The organism is Clostridium frigidicarnis (assembly GCF_900111985.1).
Taxonomy (GTDB): domain Bacteria; phylum Bacillota; class Clostridia; order Clostridiales; family Clostridiaceae; genus Clostridium_Z; species Clostridium_Z frigidicarnis.
On record NZ_FOKI01000007.1, the window covers coordinates 46,278 to 71,012 of the forward strand.

Genomic DNA, 24,735 nt, shown 5'->3' on the forward strand with positions numbered 1-24,735 from the left:
CTTTAAACAAAAAAGATGACTAATGCTTCTCTGCAATAATCATCTTTTTCATATAAGTTATTCTGCACTTGTAAAAAACTTAATTCATTACGTATTTTGAATGACCTAACATACATGAAAAATAAATCTACTTACACTTTTATATCTCTAACTTATATTTAGAATAACAACTATAAAACTTTATAAAACTATTTCTTTACCGTTTTTCTTTCCACTAAATATGGAGTTAAATTGATTATTAAGTCCTCATCAATTTCATCTTTTATTGATTTCATTAATAACTCAAAAGCTTTTTCTCCCATATTATATATAGGCTGAGCTATTGTTGTTAATTCAGGTTCTATAAAAGAACTTATTCCTATATTGTCATATCCTAATATACTTATATCTTCTGGTATTTTGTATCCGTTTCTCAATAAGTATTTCATTCCACCAATAGCCATAACATCACTACTATAAAAAATTGCATCTATGTTTATTTTTTTATTAATCAAGCTATCTGTAGCTTCTATTCCGCCTTCCATAGAAAAATTCTCTGTTTCTATAAGATCTTTGTTGAAAATTTCATACTTTTTAGCTATTTCCTTAAAATATTCTAATCTTGTATTAGAGATACCCTTTTGGTTTCCAGCTACAAAAGCTATATTTTTATGTCCTTTTTTTATTAAGTACTCTACTCCTAGCTTAATTCCATTCTCATTATCACAAAATACTCCATTTATGCCATCTTTGCCATACACCATTCTATCTGCAAGAACAAATGGCACTTTATTACTTTTTAAAAGTTCTATTCCTTTATTATTTTCTCCACTTGGGACCATTATAACCCCGTCTACTAATTTACTTATCAATAAGGTTATATACTCTTGTTCCTTTTTACCACTATTAAAGCTATTACATAATATCATACTATATCCATACTTTTCTGCTTCTATTTCTATTGCTTTTGCCATTTCTGAAAAGAATGGATTTTGTATATCTGGGATTATAAAACCTATGGTATAACTTTTCTTAGTACTTAAGCTTCTTGCCAAAGAGTTTGGTATATAGTTTAAGTCTTGTGCTGCTTTGAATATTTTACTTTTTGTTTCATCTGAAACATTTATAGGTTTACTGTTTAAAACCATTGATACTGTTGTTTTTGATAAATTTACTGCTTTAGCTATATCTAATAATGTTACCTTACCCATTTAGTGCACCTCTCAATTAATACTACTAAAGTAATATTACCATAGATTACTACTATACTTAACCTTATCTACTTATTATCTTTAAGTCTGCAGCTATTTCTTTTTCTACTGTTTCACCATTATATATTTTCTCTGCTAATCCAACTCCTAATTCTCCAATTAAATCTGGTTGTTGTGCTACAGTTGCTTTCATCTCACCTTTTTCTACAGCTTCTATTGCATCAGCATTTCCATCAAAACCTATTACTATTGCGTTTATGTTGCTAGTTTTTATAGCTTTTGCTGCTCCAAGTGCCATTTCATCATTATGAGCAAATACCACCTGTATATCTGAATTACCTTGTATTATATTTTCTGTAACCTGTAAACCCTTTTGTCTATCAAAATCAGCTGCTTGACTTGATATAAATTTTATATTTTCTTTTCCATCTAATATGCTATGAAATCCTGCACCTCTATCTCTTGTAGCTGAAGCCCCTGGTATCCCTTGTAACTCAACTACATTTATTTTTCCTTCACCACTTAATTGTTCTAAAACAAATTCTCCTGCCATAGCTCCACCTTTTATATTATCTGAAGATATATGGCTTGTTATTTCTCCTCCATTAGCTTGTCTATCTAATGTGATTACTGGTACACTTTTCTTATTTGCTACTTCTATTGATTTAACCACCGCATCACTATCCGTTGGATTAATTAATAATGCTACAACCCCTAATTGTATCAAATCTTCTACATTCGCCCTCTCTTTTGCAGGATCATCTTGAGAATCTAAAACTATTAATTCATACCCTAATTGCTTTGCCTTCTCCTCTGCTCCATTTTTCATACTTACAAAGAATGGATTATTTAAAGTAGATACAACCATACCTATCTTTTTATCTTTATTTATTTTTGAGCACCCTACAAATGAACCCAGGGTAATAAGGGTTACCAAACCCATTGCTAATATCTTTTTACTAAATTTCATGATATTGCCTCCCTATAAGTAATTCTGTGAATTATCACGCTAATTTTTCATCTAAACTTACTGATTCTAAAACTCTTATTTCTTATTTCTTTTCTTATCTAATAATACTGCTATTAATATAACTAAACCCTTTACAATTGATTGATAGAATGGTGATACATTCATTAAGTTTAGTCCGTTATTTAACACTCCTATAATAAGAGCACCTATTATTGTTCCTGTTATTCTACCTTCTCCACCTGCTAATGAGGTTCCACCAATAACTACTGCTGCTATAGCATCTAGTTCAAATCCTGTTCCTGCATTTGGTGAAGCTGATCCTATTCTACTTGTAATAATAACTCCTGCCACTGATGCGGAAAAACCTGAAATTACATATGCTAGTGTTTTTATTTTAGTTGTATTTATACCTGATAATCTTGCTGAATCTTCATTTCCACCTAATGCATATAGATATCTTCCAAATCTAGTTTGAGATAATGCATATGCACCTATTAAGAAAACTATTATAGTTATTATAACTGGGATTGGCATAAATCCTATTTTTCCATTACCTATTTTTACAAATTCTTCTGGTAATTTTGATATGGGTGTTCCATTGGTAAATACTAATGTTACTCCTCTAAAGATTGTCATTGTGGCTAATGTTGCTATAAAAGCTTGTAATTTTCCCTTCGATATTAAAAGACCATTAATTAAACCTATTCCTATTCCAACAAGTGCTGATACTATAACTGCTAATGTTATATTTCCTGTTGACTTAACTATAGATGCTCCCAGAGCTCCACTTATTGCCAAAGTCGAACCTACTGATAAATCTATTCCACCAGTTAATATAACAAATGTCATTCCAACTGCAATTATTGCATTAACAGATACCTGTGTAAAAACATTTGTTATATTTGATAGTGTTAAAAACTTAGGTGCTACAATCGTTATCACTAGGCATAATAAAACCAATCCTATAAGAGATTTATATTTATCTAAGTTTTGATTAACTTTTACTTTCATTTTAAATTCCCTCCTATACTGATTATGCTAAAGCTAATTTCATAATATTTTCTTGAGATGCTTCTTTTCTTGATAATTCTCCTGATATCTTTCCTTCACTCATAACTAATATCCTATCACTAATTCCTAATACTTCTGGTAAATCTGAGGATATCATTACTATTGCTTTACCCATTGATTTAAGCTCATTTAATAAGTCATATATCTCTTTCTTAGCTCCTACATCTATACCTCTAGTGGGCTCATCTATTATTAAAACTTCTGGTGATAACATTAGCCATTTAGCTAATATTACTTTCTGTTGATTTCCGCCACTTAGATTCTTTATTAACTGTTCTCTATTTGGAGTTTTAATATTTATCTTATTAATATAATAATCTATATCCTGATTTTCCTTATTTCTATCTATCTTTCTTAAAGAATTTTGGTATTTTTTAAGATTACAAAGAGACATATTTTCTCCTACTGATAATCCTAATACACATCCTTCTTTTTTTCTGTCCTCTGATAAATAGCAAATTCCTTGACTTATAGCATCTTCGATATTTTTAATATTTACTTCTTTTCCATTAATCTTTATTGATCCTGAAGTTTTCTTATATTCTCCGAAGACTGTTTTTGCAAGTTCTGTTCTCCCTGCTCCCATAAGACCTGCAATTCCGAGAATTTCTCCTTTTCTTACTTCAAAGCTAGCATTATTAACCCCTTCATTACAGCTTAAATTTGAAACTTCTAAAAGCTTATCCCCTTTTTTAGCTTCTTTATAAGGGAATTGTTCTTCTATTTTTCTTCCCACCATCATAGAAATTAATTTATCATTATCTATATCCTTTATTAAGGCATTTCCTGCATACTTACCATCTCTTAAAACTTCAACCCTATCACATATTGTAAAAATTTCTTCCATTCTATGAGATATATATATTATTGCAATTCCCTTTTTCTTTAGGTTTTCTATAACTTTAAAAAGATTTGTTGTCTCTATATCTGTTAATGCTGTAGTAGGCTCATCCATTATTATGATTCTCGCATTCTTTGTTAATGCTTTTGCTATCTCGATCATTTGTTTTTCCCCAACATTTATGTTAGCTACTAACTCATTAGGATCAAGATTGCAACCTATTTGCTCTAAAAACATTTTACTTCTTTCTATCTGTTCCTTCTTATTTATCCTTCTGGAAAACTTACAGCATTTCTCATTTCCTAAAAACAAATTTTCTGCTACTGTAAGATTATTTAATGTACTTAACTCTTGATGAATTATTGTAACCCCATACTCTTCAGCTGATTTTATTCCTTTTATATGAGCTTCTTTTCCTTCTATAAATATTTTTCCCTCATCCTTTTGATAAACTCCACTAAGTATTTTCATTAAGGTTGATTTACCAGCTCCATTTTCTCCCATCAAAGCTGTTACTTCCCCACCATATGCTTCTATGTTAACTTTATCTAAAGCTTTAACTCCAGGGAAAATTTTCGATACATTCTCCATTTTAAGCATTGGTTTCTTACCATTCATTTTTAAAGCCTCCTTTTAATTAAAATACAACTCCTGCTTTTAAAATTATATTTGCATAAGGTGTTTGTTCACCTGTTCTTACTACGGCTTTACATTGCTTTAAATTTTTCTTTAATTCTTCATGAGAAATAAATGTTATCTTAACTTGTCCTATAATTTCTTTTATTTCTTCATATAATTTAGGACTTATATCCCTAGTTTCAGTTGCTATAAGCACCTCTTCTATTTGTAGTTCTTTAAGCGTTACCCTTAATGTGTCTATAAATGTTGGTACTCCCTTCATTAATGCTATATCTATTCTTTCTGTTTCATTTGGGATTGGCAATCCACAATCCCCTATTGCTAACATGTCAGTGTGGCCCATTTTTGAAATTACAGATCCTATATTGCTATTTAATAATGTAGTTTTTCTCATAACACTTATTCCTCTCCGTAAACATCTATTATTTCTTTTAAATATGGTATTGATGGTTGAGCGCCTTTTCTTTGAACTGATATTGATGATACCTTGTTTCCAAAAGTAACAGCATCTATTAGAGTATTCTTATTTATATTTTCAACATTTAATCTTGAGCTTAACCCTCCAATAAAACTATCTCCTGCTGCTGTAGTATCTATTGCATTTACCTTATAAGCCGAAACTAATTCACAGAAATCTTTTCCTATTATTGCTGCTCCTTTAGAACCTAAAGTTATTACTACAAATTTTACTCCTTTTTCTAAAAAGTCTCTTCCTGCTTTTTCAGCATCTTCAATGCTCTCTACCTTAATTCCTGTTAAAACCTCTGCTTCTGTTTCATTTGGAACTATTATATCTGTTACCCTTAAAAGATCTAAGCTTATCTTTTTAGCTGGTGCTGGGTTTAGAATTGTTATTTTTCCTAACTCCTTGGCTTTTTTAAAAGCTTTTAATGTCATTTCTTCAGGAGTCTCAAATTGTGATATTAATATGTCATTGTTTTTTATTGTCTCAACTGATTTATCTATATCTTCTTCATTAATTGTCATATTCGAGCCTGAAACAACAACTATTGAATTATTACCATTTTTGTTTACCATAATAATAGCCATTCCTGTTGCTTCTTTTTCATCCTCAAAAACAAATTTTACATCTATATCATCTTTAATTAATTCACTTTTTAATATTTTACCATTATCATCTTGTCCAATTTTAGATATCATAGATACCTCTGCACCACTTCTTTTAGCTGCTACCGCTTGATTAGCACCTTTTCCTCCTGGTATCTTTTCAAAGGATTTTGATAAAATTGTTTCCCCAACTTGAGGTAAATTATCAATCTTTAAAACTAAATCCATATTCATACTTCCAAGTATACAAACTTTATTCATAAACTCATCTCCTTGTAGTGAATCGGTTTACTAAACCGGTTAATTATATAATACACTGTCTGTAAACGTTATTCAAGTGTTTTTTATTTTTAATAATGATAATAAATAAGGAAAATCTATATGTTTCTTATTACATCAACTTTATTAGTTTTTTAGTTCATTAAATTATTTTTACACTGACAAAACTATATATCCTATATTTCTAAAATGTAATTTAATTTTTTGTTAGGTTCCTGAATAACTAATTTAATATAAATTTTTACAAGCTTCAATATAATTTATACTTCTTTAAAACAAACTAATATATTCGAAATAATTATTTATTTTAAAATACAATATATTCCAAAAATAATCTTGACTTTTACATTATGCTATTTTATAATTTACATATATTGGTAATTGCCTTTATATTTATTACAATTATGAAAGGGGGAATAACAATGAAATTATATGGTAAAAACAAAAAATCAAAAAAGGAATTAATTCCAACATACATCTATTATGCAGGAGATTGCCTATAAAACTTAAAATTTAATAACTGGAAAACACCTTAGTAATTATTACTTTGGTGTTTTCATTTATTAAAACACTATTAAAGAATATTATTTTGGAGGTTTACCTTTGTGACAAATTTAAGTGATACTAATATTGTTTTTTCAGAATATGTAAAGTTTATAAAAAATGATGACAATACAATTATTATTAATGGATTATCAGGTGTTTGGGGATTAATTGATGCTCCTATGTTAGATAAAGTTAATTATTGTATAGATAATAAACTTGCTCCTATCTCATACATAAATAGTCTTAAAGATGACTCTTCTAAAAAACAACTAACTGAAGTTTTTAAAGCATTGATAGATGAAGACATGCTAAAAAATTTAAATAATAAAGACTTTGAAATCTCTATTAAAAATGTTGAATTCAAATTAACAAACAAATGTAATTTAAATTGCATTCACTGTGCTGCTTCTTCAAAAATAAGTAATCCTGATATATTAAACACCCAACAAATACTATCAATTCTAGATAAAATATTTAAATTAAATATTGATGAATTACTTTTAACTGGTGGTGAACCTTTAATTAGAAAAGATATAAAAGAAATTCTTGGATATATCAAAAAAAATTTCAATGGCACAGTAAACTTAATAACAAATGGTACTTTACTTGATAAAGAAATGGCCCATATCTTAAAGGAAAGTGTGCAAAGTGTTTCAATCAGCATTGATGGTTATGATGAATCCTCTACTGAATTTGTAAGAGGTAAAGGGGTTTATACTAAAATACTTCAAGCAGTAAACAACCTTAAAGAAGCTGGGTTTCATAAAGATACCATTCTTCTTAGTATGACATGTACCGATCAAAATTTTAATCATAGAGATGATTTTGATAAACTATGTGAAAACTTGAATGTTACTGGCTTTGTGAGACAGTTTTCAGCGCTTGGTAGAGGCCTGGATAATTATAAAGATTTAGGATTAAAAGACTATCTTTTACTTACTCAAAATTCTAACACTGACTTGGAGACAATTAGAGAAAATATAGAATGTAAAATCTTTTGTAAAGCTGGGCTTGTTAAACTTATGATTGATGACTTAGGAGATTTATATCCTTGCCTTATCTTAGATGACAAAAAATATAGATTAGGAAATATTCTCACTGAAAACTTTAACGATATATTTAATTCAGAAAAATATGCTCACTTTATTAAATCCCAATTAAAGACAAGTGTTGTAGATAATTTATCCAAATGCAAAAACTGTAATGTGAGATATTTTTGTATGGATCGTTGTTTAGGCATGACTAACTCCTATTTTGACAATGATCACATCTGCGAAGAAAGATGCAAGCAAATAAAACCTTATTTAACTAAAGTTTTGTGGAGTTAATAAAATAGAGTTCATTTTATTGCAGCTAGGATTAATAGCCTAATTAATTTTAAAATCTAACTATATTAAAATTAATTTTTTCTTTTTAAATTAATTAAAGGTAATAGCATAGATACTGCTATTACCTTTAGTAATGTTTCTGAATTTAGACTTACATCAAAGACTATATAAAATTTTCTTCATAGCAATCTACATCTTCTCTAGTATTTATTGCTAAAATATCATCCTGCCGTGAGTTTTATTTATGGATACGATTCTATAAATCCCGTTCTATATTCCATAACTTCTAATTTACATCTATTTTTATTATTATAAAGTAAAAAAATAAGCTATCTTAAAAATCATTTTAAGATAGCTTATTTATGAAAATATTAATTATCTTCTATTGTTTTGCTCTTTTTTTGCTCTTCTACAAGCTGCACATCTAGTTGGCTCGTTATCGAATCCTTTTTCTTTGTAGAATTCTTGCTCACCTTCAGTGAATATGAATTCTTGACCACAATCTCTACATACTATTGTCTTATCTGCCATTATTATTTTCCTCCTTAAAATTAAAGACTCTATTTGATTAATGTATTCTCTAATTAGGAGAAATTACTCATCTATATCAAATCTTTATTTTATTTTTTATTTTGTGGTAAATATTTATTTACCTTACTCATTTATTATAACACATCCATACATTAATGCAAGTGTTTTTACTATTTTATTTTAAAACATTATTAAATAAACTTTTTATACCATTTAAATTCCACACTTCTCATAAATAACTATACCATCCTTATCAACTTGTTCTATAAAAAATCTATCTTGTATTGTATTCATATGTGAGTAATCATATTCTAATAGAGTTTTAGTTTTTGTCTCTACAGCCTCTATAAATTTTGCTAATGGTTTTTCTGAATATACTGCTAAATCAATATCACTTTTTAAGTTATTATCGCCTCTTGCTCTAGATCCAAAAAGAATTACTTTATCTATATATTCATGTTTTTCACATATTTCTATTATGTGTTTAATTATCTCTTTATCTAAATTCAAATCCATCATTCCTCTAAAATAACAATTTTTCAAATTAATGCATCTATTAGCAAACAACTACATCCATCACAACTTAAGATGTATTTATATCATATAGTAATGTATTCTAGTAATATTGTTCCAGTGCATTGGCTTACATATCTGTCTATATAATTATTATACCCTAAACTAACATTCTTTAACAGTTTAAAACAGCCCAATTATAGATGTACAAAAATATCTGTAATTATAGAAATAATAAAGGTAGATAGTAACCTATCTACCCCTAAATTATTACTTTATTGCCTTTGAAACTTCTGTAAAGATTACACCTAATCCATATGCTCCTGCATCTGGATGTCCTAAGCTTCTATCCCCAACTGTTCCTGCTCGTCCCATACGTGCTACGATTTCTTCAGTTTTCTTAGCACCCTCAACAGCTGCTTTAGCTCCTTTTTCAAAAGCTTCTTTAAAATTATCATTTGCTTTTGCACAATCTGTCCAGGTATCAGCACATGGCACTAATGCATCTATTAAGGTCTTATCTCCAACTACAGCTCCTCTGCCAAAAGAACGTTCTCCTGTAGCTTGGATTCCTCTAACTGCTGCTTGCATCATTTCTGCAAATTCTGAAACTGTTAACTCAACCTTTTCTCCCACTTGCTTTCCTGCTGTTCTAAAAGCCGATCCCCATATTGGACCTGACGCTCCTCCGCAGTATTCCATTATTACTAATGAACATGCATTTAAGAATTCACCAATGCTCATATGTTCTTCTAAAAGAATCTCTTTCCATTCTCTCTTTAACTGCTTAAATCCTTTAGCTATACTCATACCAAAGTCACCATCTCCAGCATGAGAGTCTAATTCACAGAATGGTACTTCGTTTTTAATAATAACCTGGCTCATATTATCAACAATATAAATCATATTATCTAAACTTAATTTTTCATTATTAATACATGAAAAACTTTCACATATTTCTACATCAAAAGACACATCCTCTTCTGTACAACAACAAGTTTCTAAGCTAACATATTCAACAGCTTCTACTGGACCTGAAACCTTAAATGCTGGAGTATCACTTTCTTCTGATAATAGCTCCTTAAGTTGTGCATCCAACTTCATTATAGATACAGAAGCACCTTCCATATCTATACTTGTCATATAATTTCCTACAAAAGTTCTACATATCTTAATATTTCTCTTTGCTAACTCTGCAGTAACAGAGTTATTGAATAAGTATAGTTCTTGTAGTGGAGTTCCTCCAAAGCCATTTATCAAAAGTGCAACCTCTTCATGATTTGTACCATCAATTTTCATATCCTTTAAAATAGAATCTACAATTCTTTCAGCTAATTCATCAGCTGTAGCCATTTTTTCTCTTTTAATCCCAGGTTCACCATGAATTCCAACTCCAAATTCCATTTCATCCTCTGCTATTTTAAAAGTTGGAGATCCCTTAGCTGGTACAGTACATGATGAAAATGCAAATCCTAAACTTCTAACATTTGAATTGGCCTTTTCAGCTATTTCTTTAACTTCTTCTAATGACAATCCTAACTCTGCTGCAGCACCTGCCATCTTGTGTACTAATACAGTTCCAGCAACTCCACGACGTCCTACAGTATATAGACTGTCTTTAACAGCAATATCATCATCTACCTTAACATAATCAACTTTAATTCCGTCTTCATTTGCTAGATAAGCCGCATTCTTAAAGTTCATCATATCTCCACTATAATTTTTTATAATTAATAATGTTCCTTTTTCACTAGCAGTTGCTTTTATGGCTTGATAAACTTGAATTTGAGATGGTGATGCAAATACATCTCCACATACAGCTGCATCTAACATACCTTTTCCTATAAATCCTGCATGAGCTGGTTCGTGTCCACTTCCACCACCACTTATTAAGCTAACTTTATTAGGATTGATATTTTTCTTTTTCATAACTTTATATTTTCTTACGAATTCTAATTCTGGATGTGCCATGGCTATACCATTGCACATCTCCATTACTACAGTTTCTGGTCTATTTATTATCTTTTTCATTAGTTATACTCCTCTATTTGCCTTGTAATCTTTCCCTATCTTATCTGCCGTAATAATTGCTGCTGCTACTGCTTCAATAGTTATTGGGAATGGCATAGAATGAACTGATTCTTCTTTAATACATGACTTTTTAGCAACTTCCATAAGTTCATCTTCTGTAATGGTGTCTACCCCAATGTCTGATAAACAAACTGGCAGTCCAACTTCTAAACAAAAATCTAATACTTGATTTAATTCTTCTTTAGGTGCATTTTCTAATACTAGTTGTGCAATAGTACCAAATGCAACTTTTTCACCATGGAAATACTTATGAGTTCCTTCTAATATAGTTAATCCATCGTGAATTGCATGAGCTCCAGCTAATCCACCACTTTCAAAACCAATACCTGATAAAAGGATATTTGCTTCTATAACATTTTCTAATGATTGTGTAACTAAGTTACAGTCTGAGGATACTTTTGCCGTTGCTCCATCATTAATAAGAGTTTCATAACATAACTTTGCAAGTGCTAATGCTGTATTAGTTCCCTTAGCTTCACCGCATAATCCTTCTCTATATCCACAAGGTAACCCTGCATTTACGTTGGAATATGAATTTGAAGTTGCTCTTGCTTCAAAGTATGTTGATAATGCATCTCCCATTCCTGAAACTAAAAAACGAGTTGGTGCTTTTGCAATTACTGTAGTATCTATTAAAACCACGCTTGGACTTTGCTTAAAGTAAGCATAATCATCAAATGCTCCTTCTGGTGTATAAAGTACAGCTGAATGGCTTGTTGGTGCATCTGTAGCAGCTATAGTTGGAACTATAATTACTGCTTCTCCTTCTGCAACACATTTAGCAGTATCAATTGCTTTACCTCCACCAAGACCTACTGTACAATCACATTTATTTTCTGCAGCAATTTTTTGTAATCTTTCCACTTCTTCTCTAGAACATTCTCCTGTGAATCCGCTTTCAACAAAAGTAATTCCAAATTTTTCACAAGTTTTATCTAATTTATCTTTAACACGTGCAACATCATCTTTATGTGCTATTAATAGAGCTGATTTCCCAAAACTCTTAACAAAATAGCCCAAATTTAATAGTTCATCCTCACCCTGTACATATTTAGTTGGGCAAATAAATGCTTTTCTCATAATAATCTCTCCTCCATATCTAAAAAATCTTTTTGTTTTTAACTTGTCTTTATTATAATATCGTTTACGAAGAAATACATTAGACTGAAATGACAAAAAATTACGATTCCAGACCGTAATTTCTTGTCATGAAACCGATTTATTGTAATTTTATTATTTTTCGAATATTCAACAAGTACTTTAAATAGATAAAAAAAGTTGTTTAAAAATGATATGACTCATTCTTAAACAACTTATTAATACTTACTTTCTTTTACAATACTTCCTATAAAGAAGTGGCGTTATCCCTTCATACCGTTTAAATATTTTTATAAAGTAACCTGATTCACTAAATCCAAGTTCATCACTAATTTCATTAATATGCATATCTGTTTCTTCTAATATGCTCTTTGCCCATTCAATCTTTAGCTTGGATACGTATGTTGAAAATTTTTCTCCAGCTTCCTTTATAAAAAGCCTACTAAAATAGCTTGAACTAATATGACAAATCTTAGCCGCCTTTTCCGCCGTAACGTTTTCACTTTTATGTTTATAAATATATTCTATTGCGGGTTTTAAAGTGTTACTTACTGTAATCATATCCTCATTACTAGAAGGTTTTTCTCCAATATACGCATTTATTATAGCATTAGACATTTCCTTTTTTGCATGTTCAATATTTTTTATTGTGTAACCTGTTAAGATATTTGAATCTATTTCAGATTGATTTTTTATGGTATTTCGATACATCTCTGAAATCAAGTTTTTATCTAGCGCCTCTTCTACTAGATAGTTACACAAAGAAAATAACATATTTGCTATTTCCTTTACTTCTTCATAAGATAAAATAGGCAATTCATCATAATAATTTTTAAAGTCCTCTAAAGCTTTTTTAACTATGAAGTTATTAGATGTACCTACTATTTGCTCTAGTATATCTGAAGCATTAGTATCTGATAATTTTACTTGCCCTGCCATAACCGCTCCAATATATTTGCCATCAATTATTATTGGAATAGCTATATCTACTATATTATAATGACATAAATATATGTATGGTTCATTTAAACGAACTGCCTCAAGCCCACCTCTTGAATCGCACTTTTGACAATACTTCACAAGCTCTGGATTAGCTCTTACTGCTTTACAAAATCTATGACATCCACTATGCTTAGTAACTGGATTACCCTTATAGTCAACAATTATTATTGCTACCTTTGTAACTACTGCAAGAGATTCTTGTAAATTGACCCATTTTTCTAAATCTATAACCTTGTTTAAATTTAAATTATCTTTTATCAATTTTTACTACTCCCTTACCCTTATTCATATGTATATATTTATGTCTTATTTTATCATATTATTTGAATTGTTATATATATTTTTGTAATAGAATCTAATTTTGTAGGTGCAATTTGGATTGTAGTATTAATTTTAATTTTGGGTAGTTTATTAAGCTACTTAATCAATAGGTTTGGTAAAAATAAATAATATATTAAATATATTAAAGGTTAAAGCAAAAAAATATTTTCACTTTAACCTTTTTTGCTATACTCTTATAATCTAAAACATGTTATTAATATTAATTATACGTATATAATAAATATCTCTTTATTTTCTACATATATTTTTTCATATTTATATTCTTTATTTTTATTGAAATTATATATCACTAGATACCCTTTATTCATAGAATGAATATTTAAATAATCACATAATTGCTTAATACCATCTTTGTGATATTCTTCTCCATGCCATATTTTAAGTTCTGATATATATTTATGTTTATTATAAGTTACAACTACATCTAATCTTTTTTCTTGAGATACCTGCACTTCTTTAAAATCAAATCCTATTCCATTTATGATTGGTTTTATAAATGCTAAAAATAATAATCTCCCATGATGCTCTATAAATTTTTCATCCTTATTACTATACTGTTCCTTCATAAATCTTTGATAATTCAAAAGAATTTTTTCAAAGTCTAATCCATTATCAGAAGTTAAAAACTTTTCTCTAAAGTTGTAACTAGAAATATTCTCACTTTCTCTTGCCTTTATAGCAGTTAGATGGTTGTATATATATTGTTCAAAAATTCTATTATGAATTTTACATCTATTATTTTTTTGTTTTATAAAACCATATAGTTCCCCTAGTGAAATTAATCTATCACTTGGAACATAAACTATTTCTTCTCCTGAAAGTACTATTTTTTCAATAAAGTTTCTAAACTCCTTATTATTGTCTAGATTTTTTATTAAAGAATCGAATAGAGTATTTCTTTCATTTAAGAGTATTTTTACAGCTTTGTCAATATTATTCAAATCCCAACTATTCTTAAAATTCCGATCCATTATTTGACTTAATTTGCTGACTAAAAAAGGATATCCGCTTGTATAAAAATATATTTTTTCAGATATATCTACCGTATCCATTTTTATATTTTCTTCCTTAGTATAATCTTTAAGCATAGTCTCTATTTCTAAAGGATTGAACGTCATATCCACATCAAAATTTACAGCAATATTCCAAGGGCTATTATATTTTTTTTCTTCATTTGGTCTAAGCTTTAACTTTAAATTCTTTATGTCATGTACTCCCGCTAAAATTACAGAATGAAAAGTATAATCCATATCATCATTTGCAAGTATATATTTATTTCTAAGCATACCTAAAAAGCTTAAAAACAATTGATTATTACTAGCCTTATCAACTTCATCAATTAACAAAACTACTGGCTTATCACTGTTTCTTATGAATTCCGTTATTACATTTGATAGCATTTGTAAATTCTCAACGCCATAACTTAATTTTTCAATTTCTTTAGCCTTTTCTGTATACGTAAAGTTTAACATGTCACTAATTAACTTTAAAAAACCACTACTAAAAACTTTCTCATTTTCAAATATACTATCTCCAATTCCCTCAAAACTAGTTCTTATAATTAAATATTTATCGTTACATTTCTTAGTTATCTGAGATAATAGTGTAGTTTTTCCATATTGCCTAGGTCTATTTATAACAAAATAATCTCCTTGATCTATAAGAGTCTCCACTTCTTTAAGCTTATTTTCAATACTGACCATGTAATGTTTTTTACTAATACAAGGACCTGTTGTATTAAATCTTTTTTTCATAAAATTCACACCCCTATAGCTTTTAAATCTTCATTATTTTTCTTATATATATTATATCTTAGTTATTAATTATTATATATGCTTTAGGAAGAAAGGTATATATATCCTAATTTATTCATAAAAATATAAAAACCATGCATAGCATGGCTCTATAACTAACTTCATATACTTTAAAAGGTGATAAAAAATATAAAGAAGTTCTAAATCTATTATGATTAATTTGTAAAAGTAACACTTAACATTGATGCTTTTCTAAAGGTTGATATATAATTGATAGATTTGGTAAAAATAAATAATATTGAAATATATTATAGGCTAGAATAAAAAAATAGAATCAAAATTTCACCCAAAGAAAACTATTCAAACAACAATTAATTATTCACTTTCTATACAATATAAGGCACATTCAAAAAATAACAAGTTAGTATGCTAGTCTATTTTGTGCCATACTGCGTCAGCGATATCAGCCCATAGTCTATGCTATGAACTAATATCACTTCCTTGTCTGACACAAAATATACATGGCATCTTGAACTTGTTATTTTCTTTCATGTGCCTAACTAAAAATACCTTATGTTAATTACTGGAATTAATTTTAATATTTCATAAAAGTTATAAAAAAACTAGTTCCTTCTCCCTTAGTACTTTTTACATCGATATATCCATTATGAGATTCAATAATAGATTTGGAAATCGCTAACCCTATGCCTACAGAATCTTTTTTATTTGGACTTTTATTCTTATTAAATCTTTTAAAAATATTAGCTACCTCTTCTAGTTCAATACCTTTTCCTGTATCTTGAATGATTACTCTAGAATATGCGGGATTGTCATATAAATAGATTTTAACTTTTCCATTTTTCGGTGTATGCTCAATACTGTTTTTGATAATATTAGAAAATGCCTCTTGTATCCAAAATTTATCATGTAAAAAACTAATGTGTTCATCATTATTTAAACTTAGCTCAATATTAGCATTATCAGCAAAATCCTTAAAAGTATATACAACTTCTTCTATAGTTTTGTTTAAATTATCTTCTTTTTTATAAAACTCAATTGCATTTGCATCTAATCTTGCTAATTTTAATATATTTTGTATCATCATGTTCATATTATCAAGCTGGATACGATTATCCTCTAAAAATTGTACTCTTTGTTCTTCTGTTAATTTTCTATTTAACAATATATCATTGTATAACATTATAGTAGCAAGCTTTGTCTTTAGCTGATGTGATATATTTTGTAATAACTCTACAAGATACTGCTTTTCCTTTTGTGTAGTGCTAATATTATTCCTGATAATACTTCGAACATTAGAAAATGCTACAGCTAATTTAGAAAAATCTCCTTCTTTATCCTCATTAATTAAAGCACTATAATCATCATCTAATATCTTATTAGCTGCTAACGATATATTCCTTACTTTCTTAAAAAAGTAATTATACTGTATATAATTTAGTATTAATAGTAGCGATGCAAGAACTACACTTACAATAAATATACCATAGTTATTTCTCAAATTTGGAAATAAATTGTTGTTAAGTGTGCTTGCTATGCCGTATTCTTTTAAAATAATATTTCCAGCTTCTTTATCTTTATTGCTAATATTTTGGGTTATTAATGGTATTAATTCTTTTTCTAATTCTGGATTAAGTGTTATTGTCTTTGATACCATACTTCCCACTATATCTATATAATCTTGTTTTTGATTATTGGTATAAACTACATACAGTAATCCTTGAATTATTATAAAAATAGTAAGAAGTGATGTTAATATAAGAGTACTTTTTTTAACTTCAGAATTAACAAAAAGCTTATTCATATTATATCGCTCCTACTTTAACATTCCATGTATAACCTAGTCCACGCTGGGTTATAATGTATTTTGGATTTTTAGGGTCATCCTCAACTTTTTCTCTAAGACGCTTTATATATACAGATAATGTATTTTCATCAAAAAAAGTGTCCTCTTCACCTGTAATGCTTCCAAGAATATAATCCCTTTTCAATGTTTTTTGGGGATTATGAATAAATAATATTAATAGCTTATATTCTAATGCTGTTAAATTCAAAACTTCTTCTTTCTTATATACTTGAGTTGTAGATGTGTTAATTGCTATATCTCCACTTACTAATTTATCTTTCGGCACATCTAATAGGTTTGAACGTAACTGCACTTTAATCCTTGCTAATAATTCTCTAACACCAAAAGGTTTAGTTAAGTAATCATTTGCCCCTATTTCTAATCCCAAAACAACATTCACCTCATCATCTAAAGCTGTAAGAAATATAATAGGTATATTGGATTTTTCTCTTACATATTTGCAAAAATCATAACCATTTCCGTCAGGCAAGTTTACATCTAATAGTATTAAATCAAACTTATCTTGGATAAATTGTTCCTTAGCATCATGTATAGTGCAAACTCTCACTATTTCATAACCTTCATCTATTAATGAAAATTCTAGTGCATATCCTAAGGAAGCATCATCTTCTACAAATAGTATTCTAGTCATAAAAACCCTCCTCTTTTTCTTACTCCTCTCTAATTACTTCAATTATATTATTTCTTTGAATTTTTCTCATAGGAAGTAACGTAGATAAATAGCTTATTATTATGGATGCTAAAATTGTAATTACACTTAACCCCAAAGGCACCTTCCACTGAATCCCAACAATCCCCAATATAGCTTTATATATAATATAAGAAAAACCGCAACCAATTAGCGCTCCGGATATACCTCCAAATAGCCCATAAAATAATCCTTCATACATTATCATCCTTTTCAAATCTTTTTGTGACATACCAATGGATTTTAGCATTGCTATCTCCTTACGTCTTACAGTAATATTCATTGATATTGTATTTATGATGTTTATACTACTAATTAATGTAATCACTGAGATAAAACCATATACTAGTACTTGAATCATAATCTTATTATTTTTATTTTGTTGATTAATATCTACAAAATTAGTTAAATTACTACGTGGATAATTTTGCAAAATGGTATTTACTTCTGATGCAGTTTTTAAATGAATGGAATCATCTTTTAAAGAAATACCAATTGAATTTATTTGAGTCTTTGTTCCTATTATTTTTTCTAATACCTGCTCTGTAGTAATAAGGGTTATTCTATTTTTTTGGACTTCCCTTTCTAAAACATCACTCTTCATAATGGCCATTACTTTTACTTTATATTCTTTATCCTCATTGTGTATAACAATTTCATCGCCTACCTTATAGTTAGTTAATTTACCTATATAATGTTGTTCATTTTCATAATCTCTATTTACTCCGTCAGATATTAAAATTACACCATTTTCTAAGTTCATATTATTAATATCTATACTTCCACTTGTTAGGTATTTCTCCGAAGTATCTAATGCCAATTTATCATATGCTTTAATATCAGTATCTATAACTTCTTTACTAACTTCCCCAAATTTTTCTTTTTTAGAAATATTTCCTGCCTCTTTTACTTTTTTATCTGATGAAATTTCTGACATACCATAAATACTTTGATATTTAATATAAACATTATCTACATTATCTACTTTGTTAATTTGCTCTATTAAATCATAATAAGCTTGCTCATCATAATTTTCATTATTTAGAGTAACTTCTAAATCCATATTTAGATTTTCTACATCAGTAAATGTTAATTTAAAAGCGTCTTCCATCAAAGAAGTAAAGGTAATAAACAACACCGAGCTTACAATAATCGACAATATCATAATTCGGCCTCTTCCTGGATTACGCCTTACATTTTTTACCGCAATTAATATTTTATACTTAAATAATTTTTTTAATAGTCTATTTTTCCTTCTTTTAATAACTTCTTTTTTAATAACCACTTGACTGTTTATTGCAATTAAAGGTGAAATATTACCTACATAATTTGCCGGTGCTAAGCTAGATATATAAACTGCTAATATAGTAATTAGAGTGCTTATGGCTAATACTCCTATATCAATACTTACTATTGATATAGTGTTTGCTCCCTTTAATAATAATTTTAAAATTACATCTATACTATAGATTACACTTATACTTAATAACATACCAATTGGTATTGCAATAATAAGTAAAATAGTGGCTTCTCTAAACACTATAGCTTTAATTTGCCTTTTTGTTGCACCTATGCTTCTAAGCAAACCAAATTGTTTCATTCTCTCTGCAACATTGATTTGGAAAGAGTTATATATAACAATAATTGTGGCACTTACTACAATAGCAATTACAATGCAAATAATAATCAAAATTGGTTTTTTCGAACCTCTTCGAATTGAATTTATAAGTTCGTTATTACGTATTAAATTATCTTCACTGGTTAGTGATGAAAGTGTTTCAATAGTTTCATCAAAATTTGCTTTAGAATTTATTTCAACTAATAATTCTCCATTTTGAGGATTTTCACTAAAGGTAATTAATCTAATAGTTTTTGATTCTTGTGAATAAGACTCATTTTTTAAAATACCTACAATTTTATATTGCTTTCCATCAATAACTATCTCTTTACCAATATCTAAATCACCTTTTATGTTTGGCTTTGCCCAATCTTCTATACATATTTCGTTATTATTTTCAGGCATCCTACCTTCTTTAAGACTATACTTTAATATTTCAGTAGCACCTTTATCAAGATAATATCTATCGATATATATATCTTCATAGTCTATTCGATTATCACGAGACATAATACCATAACGCTCTACATTTGGATTATTTGATACTTTTGTTAGTATTTCATCTGTATATGTTTTGTATCCTAAATGAAATGAATATCCTGTTGCTTCCTTAGTACTTTCAATCTGTGCTTTTTCAGTTCCCTTCATAAATAATAAAATAATTGATATAAGGGAAATTGATAAAATAATCCCTATTAGTATTAAAAGAGTACGTTTTTTATTTTGCTTTATATATAGTGTACTCATAGTTTTATAGTTATTTATCAAAATATCCCCCCCTTATTTTCCCTTTTTATTTAAATAGTTATCCCTTATTATTTTCCCATCTTCTATGGTAATCACACGATCGGACATAACGGCAATATCAGGATCATGAGTTATTAGTATTAGTGTTTGATTAAACTTACGAGCGGTAAGTTTAAGTAAATCAATAACATCTCTAGTATTTTTTGAATCTAAATTTCCTGTAGGTTCATCTGCGAGTATAATACTTGGTTTATTAATAAGAGCACGACCTATAGATACTCTCTGTTGCTGTCCACCTGATAATTCTGACGGTAAATGATTTCTTCTATCTTGCAGATTAAGAATAGTTATAATTTCATCTAAATAATCTTTTTCTATTTTTTCATTATCTAATATAACTGGTAATTCAATATTTTCTTCAGCATCAAGTACTGGTATTAGATTAAAAAATTGAAATATAAAACCTATCTTTCTTCTACGAAATATTGATAATTCATCATCGTTATAATCATATATGCTCTTTTCATCAATGATAACTTTACCTTCAGTTTGTCTATCTAGTCCTCCAAGTAAATGTAGTAGAGTGCTTTTACCAGAACCTGAAGCACCTACAATAGTTACAAATTCTCCTTTATTTATTGAAAGATTTATATTTTTCAATGCGTCTATTTTGTTTTCACCACTACCATAAGTCTTTGTTAAATTCTCTACTCTTAAAATTTCCACAATGTCCCTCCTCTAATCTTTTATAATTGCATAGTTTATATCTATATCTTCTATGTTTGATAATTTTTGCTCAACTTCTTTTTGATCTTTAATATTTCTGTAATCCTTAGTCCCTTTTTTAAATCTAATAAGAATCATACTTGTTTCTTCACCATCTATTTCTTTATAGGTATCATCATCTGTTATTATTACTTTACCTCCATTTGGTACATAACCTATACGCCAATTCCCCCCATATGTTAAAGATAACTCTTTTCCTTTAATATTTATTATTTTTTCTTTTTCTGCTTTTTCACCATTTTCATCAACATTATATTGCTCTTCAAATACAAGACTTTTCCCTTCCTCAATATCTGGTAAAGTTTTAAGTAAATCTGATTCTAGACCTTGCACACCTTTTCTTCTTTCACGAAATATTTGATCTTCTAACATAGATTTTGCTGTATCTTTAGTCATTACTAAATATTTATTAGTATATTTTACTTTTTTACCATTATCATCTATTACTTCTTTACCATTATCATCTACCACTTCTTTTTCTTCAGTAACAATTTTATATTTATAATCTTTTGTATATTTAGTATTATCTTTATAACTGTCCTTAGCCTTATCAACACTTTTATTATCTCCGCTTATTAAAATTGCATTAAAAGGCATTTTTTCTCCCTTTAAATAAACCTTTACTGCCTGTGCTACTAAAACGAAACATATAATAATAGATACAATAACAACCCCTGTTACAATCCATTTACTTGATTTTTTCATAAATCTGATCTCCTTTATTTTTTTATTTACTACGCTTTTTATTCTATTACACAAATTTATTTAAAACCATGACGTTAAGCTTACAATATAAAAATCAATCTTACTGGTTTGTAAGATTAATTTTTATGCTAATACCATCTATTTTTTACGTAATAAAAAAAACCATACTTACTATTTAGTCAATATGGTTAAACCTAAATTGGAAAATAAAATGTTAAAAAAATATTAGAAGAAGCTATAAAAATACACTCACAAATACGTCCAAACCATTCTTGCCCTTCTCAGCAGTTCCCACTGCCAAGCTTGCAATGTACTTTCGTCATCAAGTAGCAAGCAAAAATCTGGACAATACATTTCTGTATCCTCCAGACTTTACAATTCATATAATATATTTTTATATTATAGAAGATTCCTTCTATTAGACGTCTAAATCTTCAAAAAGCTTGTCTAGTTCACTGTCTTCATCTTTTTCTATTGGTGCTTTTTCTGAATATTCTTTATCTAATTGGCTTACACTCTTGGCATCCACTAAATAATCAACCTTTTTAATAAGATACCCTAATGCAACTAAACATATTCCATAAAATATATACGGAGTAACTGTAGTTAAATAATAATTAATAACTTCTGCTACTTCACTGCTAGGATCAAATCCCTTTTCAATTAAGCTAGATACATACATATGTGACTTATATATATTAAATATTGCAAATATACCCATAATCATTGCTATTGTATTTAATATAAGTGTAGCCTTTGGGGTTTTATTTCTTTTTTTTAATCTCATGATATCCTCCTATTTGTGTGATTTAAATCTAGTAAACATATATATTCATTTGATTAATGAATTACTAACTTCATTTAATCGCTTATTTTTTGAATGACAGAACCTAATCAGTTCCACCATTTTCCTTTATAAATAATAGTTTTCCAGATTTTAATCCCCATATTTCATCCAAATATGTACATACTTTTTTTGAATGAGTTACGATAATAACACATTTATTATGATTATGGGCTAATGATAATAAAATATCCATTATTTTTTCTTCTGTCTCATTATCTAAATTTCCTGTTGGTTCATCTGCAATTATTATATCTGGGTTATGTGCAATAGCTCTAGCTATTCCTATACGTTGCTGTTCACCACCAGATAAATTTAAGATTTTTCTATTAGCTGTATCTAAATCAATTCCAACATCTTTTAATAAATCATAAACATAATTATTTTTATTTTTTTCCTTTACATTACTTATATTCATGGATAATAGTATATTTTCTTTAGCTGTGGCATTTAAGAGTAAATTATATCCTTGAAATATAACTCCAATATCATTTGCTCTATATAGATCCTTATCTATTGACTTTAAACTTTTATCTTTGTATAAAACTTCTCCCTTAGTACAGGTATCAAGGCCTGATATTAGAGAAAGCAATGTGCTTTTTCCTGCTCCTGATTTTCCAACTATTCCATAAACTTTTCCTTTTTCAAAGTTTATATTTATATTTTCAAAAACATCTTTTTTTCCACTTTCATATCTATAACTTACATCTTTTAAACTCAATAAACTCATATCCTTTAATTCCTTTCCGATAATATTTTTCTTGGTTCAAATCTCATTATATATATAATTCCAATACCAATAGATATTGCTCCAAGTAACAGTGCTATTAATATTATGCCCATAATTGCTTCACTGCTAAGATGTACATTTAAATTAGTTATTGGCTCTACGTTTGGAGATGCTCCCCCCATTCTCATAGTCACCATGCCTCCAGATGCTGCACCCTGCTTTTGAGCCTCTATTTGGCTTTTTAAGAGAATATTTGAAATTGGTTGGGCAGATAAACTAGCAATAGACAATCCTACGACTAATGAAATAGCTATTGTAGATAATGTTTCGAAGATTAATCCAAGTGCAACCTTACTTTTTTTCATTCCCATTGCTCTAAGAACACCAATTTCATATTTTCTTTCACGAATTCCTAAGATAGATATTAAAATTAAAATACTACCGCCAAATACTAATACTAATATCATAAACATATTGGCTACTTTTTGTAATCCTTCAACAGGCTTAACAATTTCATCATAACTTTGAGAATCTGTTGATACATCATATAAATCATTTAATCCCAATTTATGTGCTTCTTCATTAAACTTACTTAGTAAATCTGGATCTTTTAAGAAGAATTTTGCATCTACAAATATTAAATCATTATCTTTTAATACTTCTTGGTTATATGTTTTTAAAGTGTCGAAAGTTGTTATAATATCATTCTTTCTATTCATCATAGGATGTTTAAAACCATAATCTTGAGATTTAGTTCCATCATAATAAATTCCAGAAACAGTTAGTTCTAATGGATCATATTTATCAGGATCATCTGGGTTTTGAACTTTAAAAGTATCTCCTACTTTTAGATTGTTTAATTTAGCAAAATCTTCACTAACTATAGCTTCCTCATCTTTCTCTGGCATTTTACCATCAGTGATTTTCCTATCACCTTTTTTAAATTCTTCAAGTCCTGCAGAATCAAGTCCTCCCTTAATATTTAGATTAGAATCTTTTGCATTTTCAGATCTTTCTTTTCCTCCTATAGTAGCCATTCTAGTACCACCAGAATTCTTATTATTTTTTTCATATTCATCTTGGTCTAGTGATTTTAACTTATCACTATAACCACCGTAACTTGCAGTAAATATCGAATCTTTTAGATATTCAGATTTAGATAATTTTTCTAGCAAATCATTGGTAGGCCTAATAGATTCCATTGAGTTGTTACCCTCTTTTTGTACCTTTTCCATCATTTTTTCTTGATCAGGCTGAATAAATACTTCTGATCCAAAGCGATTTTTATAATCTTTTATGATTTCACTTGAGGTAGTATTTATAATAACTGAAATAGCTACACATGAAAGTATTGCAATCATTATAACACCAAGTAAAATGTTTCGTTCTTTGTTTCTTGTTAAATTTTTTAATGCATTTTTTAAAATATACATGTTCTACTCTCCTTTTATTGTTTTATACTGTATAGC

21 protein-coding genes are annotated in these 24,735 nt (G+C 28.4%); 1 reads left to right on the forward strand and 20 read right to left on the reverse strand.

Annotation, left to right across the window (positions count from 1 at the left end):
- Positions 1-188: 188 nt before the first annotated feature.
- The 6 genes from BM119_RS05785 to rbsK form a co-directional block, all read right to left on the reverse strand.
- Entirely contained in the window at positions 189-1,190 is a 1,002-nt protein-coding gene (locus BM119_RS05785) for a LacI family DNA-binding transcriptional regulator (protein WP_090039707.1), read from the reverse strand.
- Between the two features lie 64 nt (positions 1,191-1,254).
- On the reverse strand, positions 1,255-2,160 hold the full coding sequence (gene rbsB / locus BM119_RS05790; RefSeq protein WP_090039709.1) for a ribose ABC transporter substrate-binding protein RbsB: 906 nt from the start codon (positions 2,158-2,160) through the stop codon (positions 1,255-1,257).
- A gap of 75 nt (positions 2,161-2,235) precedes the next feature.
- Positions 2,236-3,171: an ABC transporter permease gene (locus tag BM119_RS05795; RefSeq protein WP_090039711.1), complete on the reverse strand. Its 936-nt coding sequence runs from the start codon at positions 3,169-3,171 to the stop codon at positions 2,236-2,238.
- A 22-nt stretch (positions 3,172-3,193) separates the two neighbouring features.
- Positions 3,194-4,690: a sugar ABC transporter ATP-binding protein gene (locus BM119_RS05800; RefSeq protein ID WP_090039713.1), complete on the reverse strand. Its 1,497-nt coding sequence runs from the start codon at positions 4,688-4,690 to the stop codon at positions 3,194-3,196.
- 19 nt (positions 4,691-4,709) lie between these two features.
- Positions 4,710-5,105: a D-ribose pyranase gene (gene rbsD / locus BM119_RS05805; RefSeq protein ID WP_090039715.1), complete on the reverse strand. Its 396-nt coding sequence runs from the start codon at positions 5,103-5,105 to the stop codon at positions 4,710-4,712.
- 5 nt (positions 5,106-5,110) lie between these two features.
- Positions 5,111-6,040: a ribokinase gene (gene rbsK / locus BM119_RS05810; protein ID WP_090039716.1), complete on the reverse strand. Its 930-nt coding sequence runs from the start codon at positions 6,038-6,040 to the stop codon at positions 5,111-5,113.
- A 623-nt stretch (positions 6,041-6,663) separates the two neighbouring features.
- On the opposite strand from rbsK, the gene BM119_RS05815 reads away from it, so the two are divergent.
- Positions 6,664-7,932: a radical SAM/SPASM domain-containing protein gene (locus BM119_RS05815; RefSeq protein WP_090039718.1), complete on the forward strand. Its 1,269-nt coding sequence runs from the start codon at positions 6,664-6,666 to the stop codon at positions 7,930-7,932.
- Between the two features lie 375 nt (positions 7,933-8,307).
- On the opposite strand, the gene BM119_RS05820 is transcribed toward BM119_RS05815, so the two are convergent.
- The 14 genes from BM119_RS05820 to BM119_RS05885 form a co-directional block, all read right to left on the reverse strand.
- The gene (locus tag BM119_RS05820) at positions 8,308-8,463 is read right to left on the reverse strand and encodes a zinc-ribbon domain-containing protein (protein WP_090039720.1); all 156 of its coding nucleotides are present in this window, start codon (positions 8,461-8,463) and stop codon (positions 8,308-8,310) included.
- A 213-nt stretch (positions 8,464-8,676) separates the two neighbouring features.
- Positions 8,677-9,006 (reverse strand): nucleotidyltransferase domain-containing protein, encoded by a 330-nt coding sequence (locus BM119_RS05825; RefSeq protein ID WP_242948329.1) that lies wholly within the window; start codon positions 9,004-9,006, stop codon positions 8,677-8,679.
- A 240-nt stretch (positions 9,007-9,246) separates the two neighbouring features.
- Complete coding sequence (gene dhaK, locus BM119_RS05830; RefSeq protein ID WP_090039722.1) at positions 9,247-11,007, reverse strand: dihydroxyacetone kinase subunit DhaK; 1,761 nt, start codon at positions 11,005-11,007, stop codon at positions 9,247-9,249.
- A 3-nt stretch (positions 11,008-11,010) separates the two neighbouring features.
- The gene (locus tag BM119_RS05835; protein ID WP_090039723.1) at positions 11,011-12,147 is read right to left on the reverse strand and encodes a glycerol dehydrogenase; all 1,137 of its coding nucleotides are present in this window, start codon (positions 12,145-12,147) and stop codon (positions 11,011-11,013) included.
- A 243-nt stretch (positions 12,148-12,390) separates the two neighbouring features.
- Positions 12,391-13,428: a PocR ligand-binding domain-containing protein gene (locus tag BM119_RS05840; protein ID WP_090039724.1), complete on the reverse strand. Its 1,038-nt coding sequence runs from the start codon at positions 13,426-13,428 to the stop codon at positions 12,391-12,393.
- Between the two features lie 284 nt (positions 13,429-13,712).
- Positions 13,713-15,263 carry an AAA-like domain-containing protein gene (locus tag BM119_RS05845; RefSeq protein WP_090039726.1) on the reverse strand — a complete coding sequence of 517 codons (1,551 nt, stop codon included), beginning with the start codon at positions 15,261-15,263 and terminating at the stop codon, positions 13,713-13,715.
- Between the two features lie 595 nt (positions 15,264-15,858).
- Positions 15,859-17,085: a sensor histidine kinase gene (locus BM119_RS05850; RefSeq protein WP_090039728.1), complete on the reverse strand. Its 1,227-nt coding sequence runs from the start codon at positions 17,083-17,085 to the stop codon at positions 15,859-15,861.
- Position 17,086: 1 nt separating this feature from the next.
- The gene (locus tag BM119_RS05855) at positions 17,087-17,779 is read right to left on the reverse strand and encodes a response regulator transcription factor (protein WP_090039729.1); all 693 of its coding nucleotides are present in this window, start codon (positions 17,777-17,779) and stop codon (positions 17,087-17,089) included.
- Between the two features lie 19 nt (positions 17,780-17,798).
- Entirely contained in the window at positions 17,799-20,201 is a 2,403-nt protein-coding gene (locus BM119_RS05860; RefSeq protein ID WP_177199323.1) for an ABC transporter permease, read from the reverse strand.
- A gap of 33 nt (positions 20,202-20,234) precedes the next feature.
- Positions 20,235-20,927, reverse strand: a complete 693-nt coding sequence (locus tag BM119_RS05865) for an ABC transporter ATP-binding protein (protein WP_090039733.1) — start codon at positions 20,925-20,927, stop codon at positions 20,235-20,237.
- Positions 20,928-20,939: 12 nt separating this feature from the next.
- Entirely contained in the window at positions 20,940-21,692 is a 753-nt protein-coding gene (locus BM119_RS05870; RefSeq protein ID WP_090039734.1) for a lipoprotein BA_5634 family protein, read from the reverse strand.
- Between the two features lie 418 nt (positions 21,693-22,110).
- A complete protein-coding gene (locus tag BM119_RS05875; RefSeq protein WP_090039736.1) occupies positions 22,111-22,479 on the reverse strand; it encodes a hypothetical protein in 369 nt (122 codons plus the stop codon).
- Between the two features lie 103 nt (positions 22,480-22,582).
- The gene (locus tag BM119_RS05880) at positions 22,583-23,266 is read right to left on the reverse strand and encodes an ABC transporter ATP-binding protein (protein ID WP_090039738.1); all 684 of its coding nucleotides are present in this window, start codon (positions 23,264-23,266) and stop codon (positions 22,583-22,585) included.
- 5 nt (positions 23,267-23,271) lie between these two features.
- Positions 23,272-24,699 carry an FtsX-like permease family protein gene (locus tag BM119_RS05885; protein WP_090039740.1) on the reverse strand — a complete coding sequence of 476 codons (1,428 nt, stop codon included), beginning with the start codon at positions 24,697-24,699 and terminating at the stop codon, positions 23,272-23,274.
- Between the last annotated feature and the right edge of the window lie 36 nt (positions 24,700-24,735).

Excerpts from the sequence above, each read along its gene's own strand:
- BM119_RS05785 (WP_090039707.1), bottom strand. The coding sequence starts at position 1,190 with ATGGGTAAGGTAACATTATTAGATATAGCTAAAGCAGTAAATTTATCA.
- rbsB (WP_090039709.1), bottom strand. The coding sequence starts at position 2,160 with ATGAAATTTAGTAAAAAGATATTAGCAATGGGTTTGGTAACCCTTATT.
- BM119_RS05795 (WP_090039711.1), bottom strand. The coding sequence starts at position 3,171 with ATGAAAGTAAAAGTTAATCAAAACTTAGATAAATATAAATCTCTTATA.
- BM119_RS05800 (WP_090039713.1), bottom strand. The coding sequence starts at position 4,690 with ATGAATGGTAAGAAACCAATGCTTAAAATGGAGAATGTATCGAAAATT.
- rbsD (WP_090039715.1), bottom strand. The coding sequence starts at position 5,105 with ATGAGAAAAACTACATTATTAAATAGCAATATAGGATCTGTAATTTCA.
- rbsK (WP_090039716.1), bottom strand. The coding sequence starts at position 6,040 with ATGAATAAAGTTTGTATACTTGGAAGTATGAATATGGATTTAGTTTTA.
- BM119_RS05820 (WP_090039720.1), bottom strand. The coding sequence starts at position 8,463 with ATGGCAGATAAGACAATAGTATGTAGAGATTGTGGTCAAGAATTCATA.
- dhaK (WP_090039722.1), bottom strand. The coding sequence starts at position 11,007 with ATGAAAAAGATAATAAATAGACCAGAAACTGTAGTAATGGAGATGTGC.
- BM119_RS05835 (WP_090039723.1), bottom strand. The coding sequence starts at position 12,147 with ATGAGAAAAGCATTTATTTGCCCAACTAAATATGTACAGGGTGAGGAT.
- BM119_RS05845 (WP_090039726.1), bottom strand. The coding sequence starts at position 15,263 with ATGAAAAAAAGATTTAATACAACAGGTCCTTGTATTAGTAAAAAACAT.
- BM119_RS05850 (WP_090039728.1), bottom strand. The coding sequence starts at position 17,085 with ATGAATAAGCTTTTTGTTAATTCTGAAGTTAAAAAAAGTACTCTTATA.
- BM119_RS05855 (WP_090039729.1), bottom strand. The coding sequence starts at position 17,779 with ATGACTAGAATACTATTTGTAGAAGATGATGCTTCCTTAGGATATGCA.
- BM119_RS05860 (WP_177199323.1), bottom strand. The coding sequence starts at position 20,201 with ATGAGTACACTATATATAAAGCAAAATAAAAAACGTACTCTTTTAATA.
- BM119_RS05870 (WP_090039734.1), bottom strand. The coding sequence starts at position 21,692 with ATGAAAAAATCAAGTAAATGGATTGTAACAGGGGTTGTTATTGTATCT.
- BM119_RS05875 (WP_090039736.1), bottom strand. The coding sequence starts at position 22,479 with ATGAGATTAAAAAAAAGAAATAAAACCCCAAAGGCTACACTTATATTA.
- BM119_RS05880 (WP_090039738.1), bottom strand. The coding sequence starts at position 23,266 with ATGAGTTTATTGAGTTTAAAAGATGTAAGTTATAGATATGAAAGTGGA.
- BM119_RS05885 (WP_090039740.1), bottom strand. The coding sequence starts at position 24,699 with ATGTATATTTTAAAAAATGCATTAAAAAATTTAACAAGAAACAAAGAA.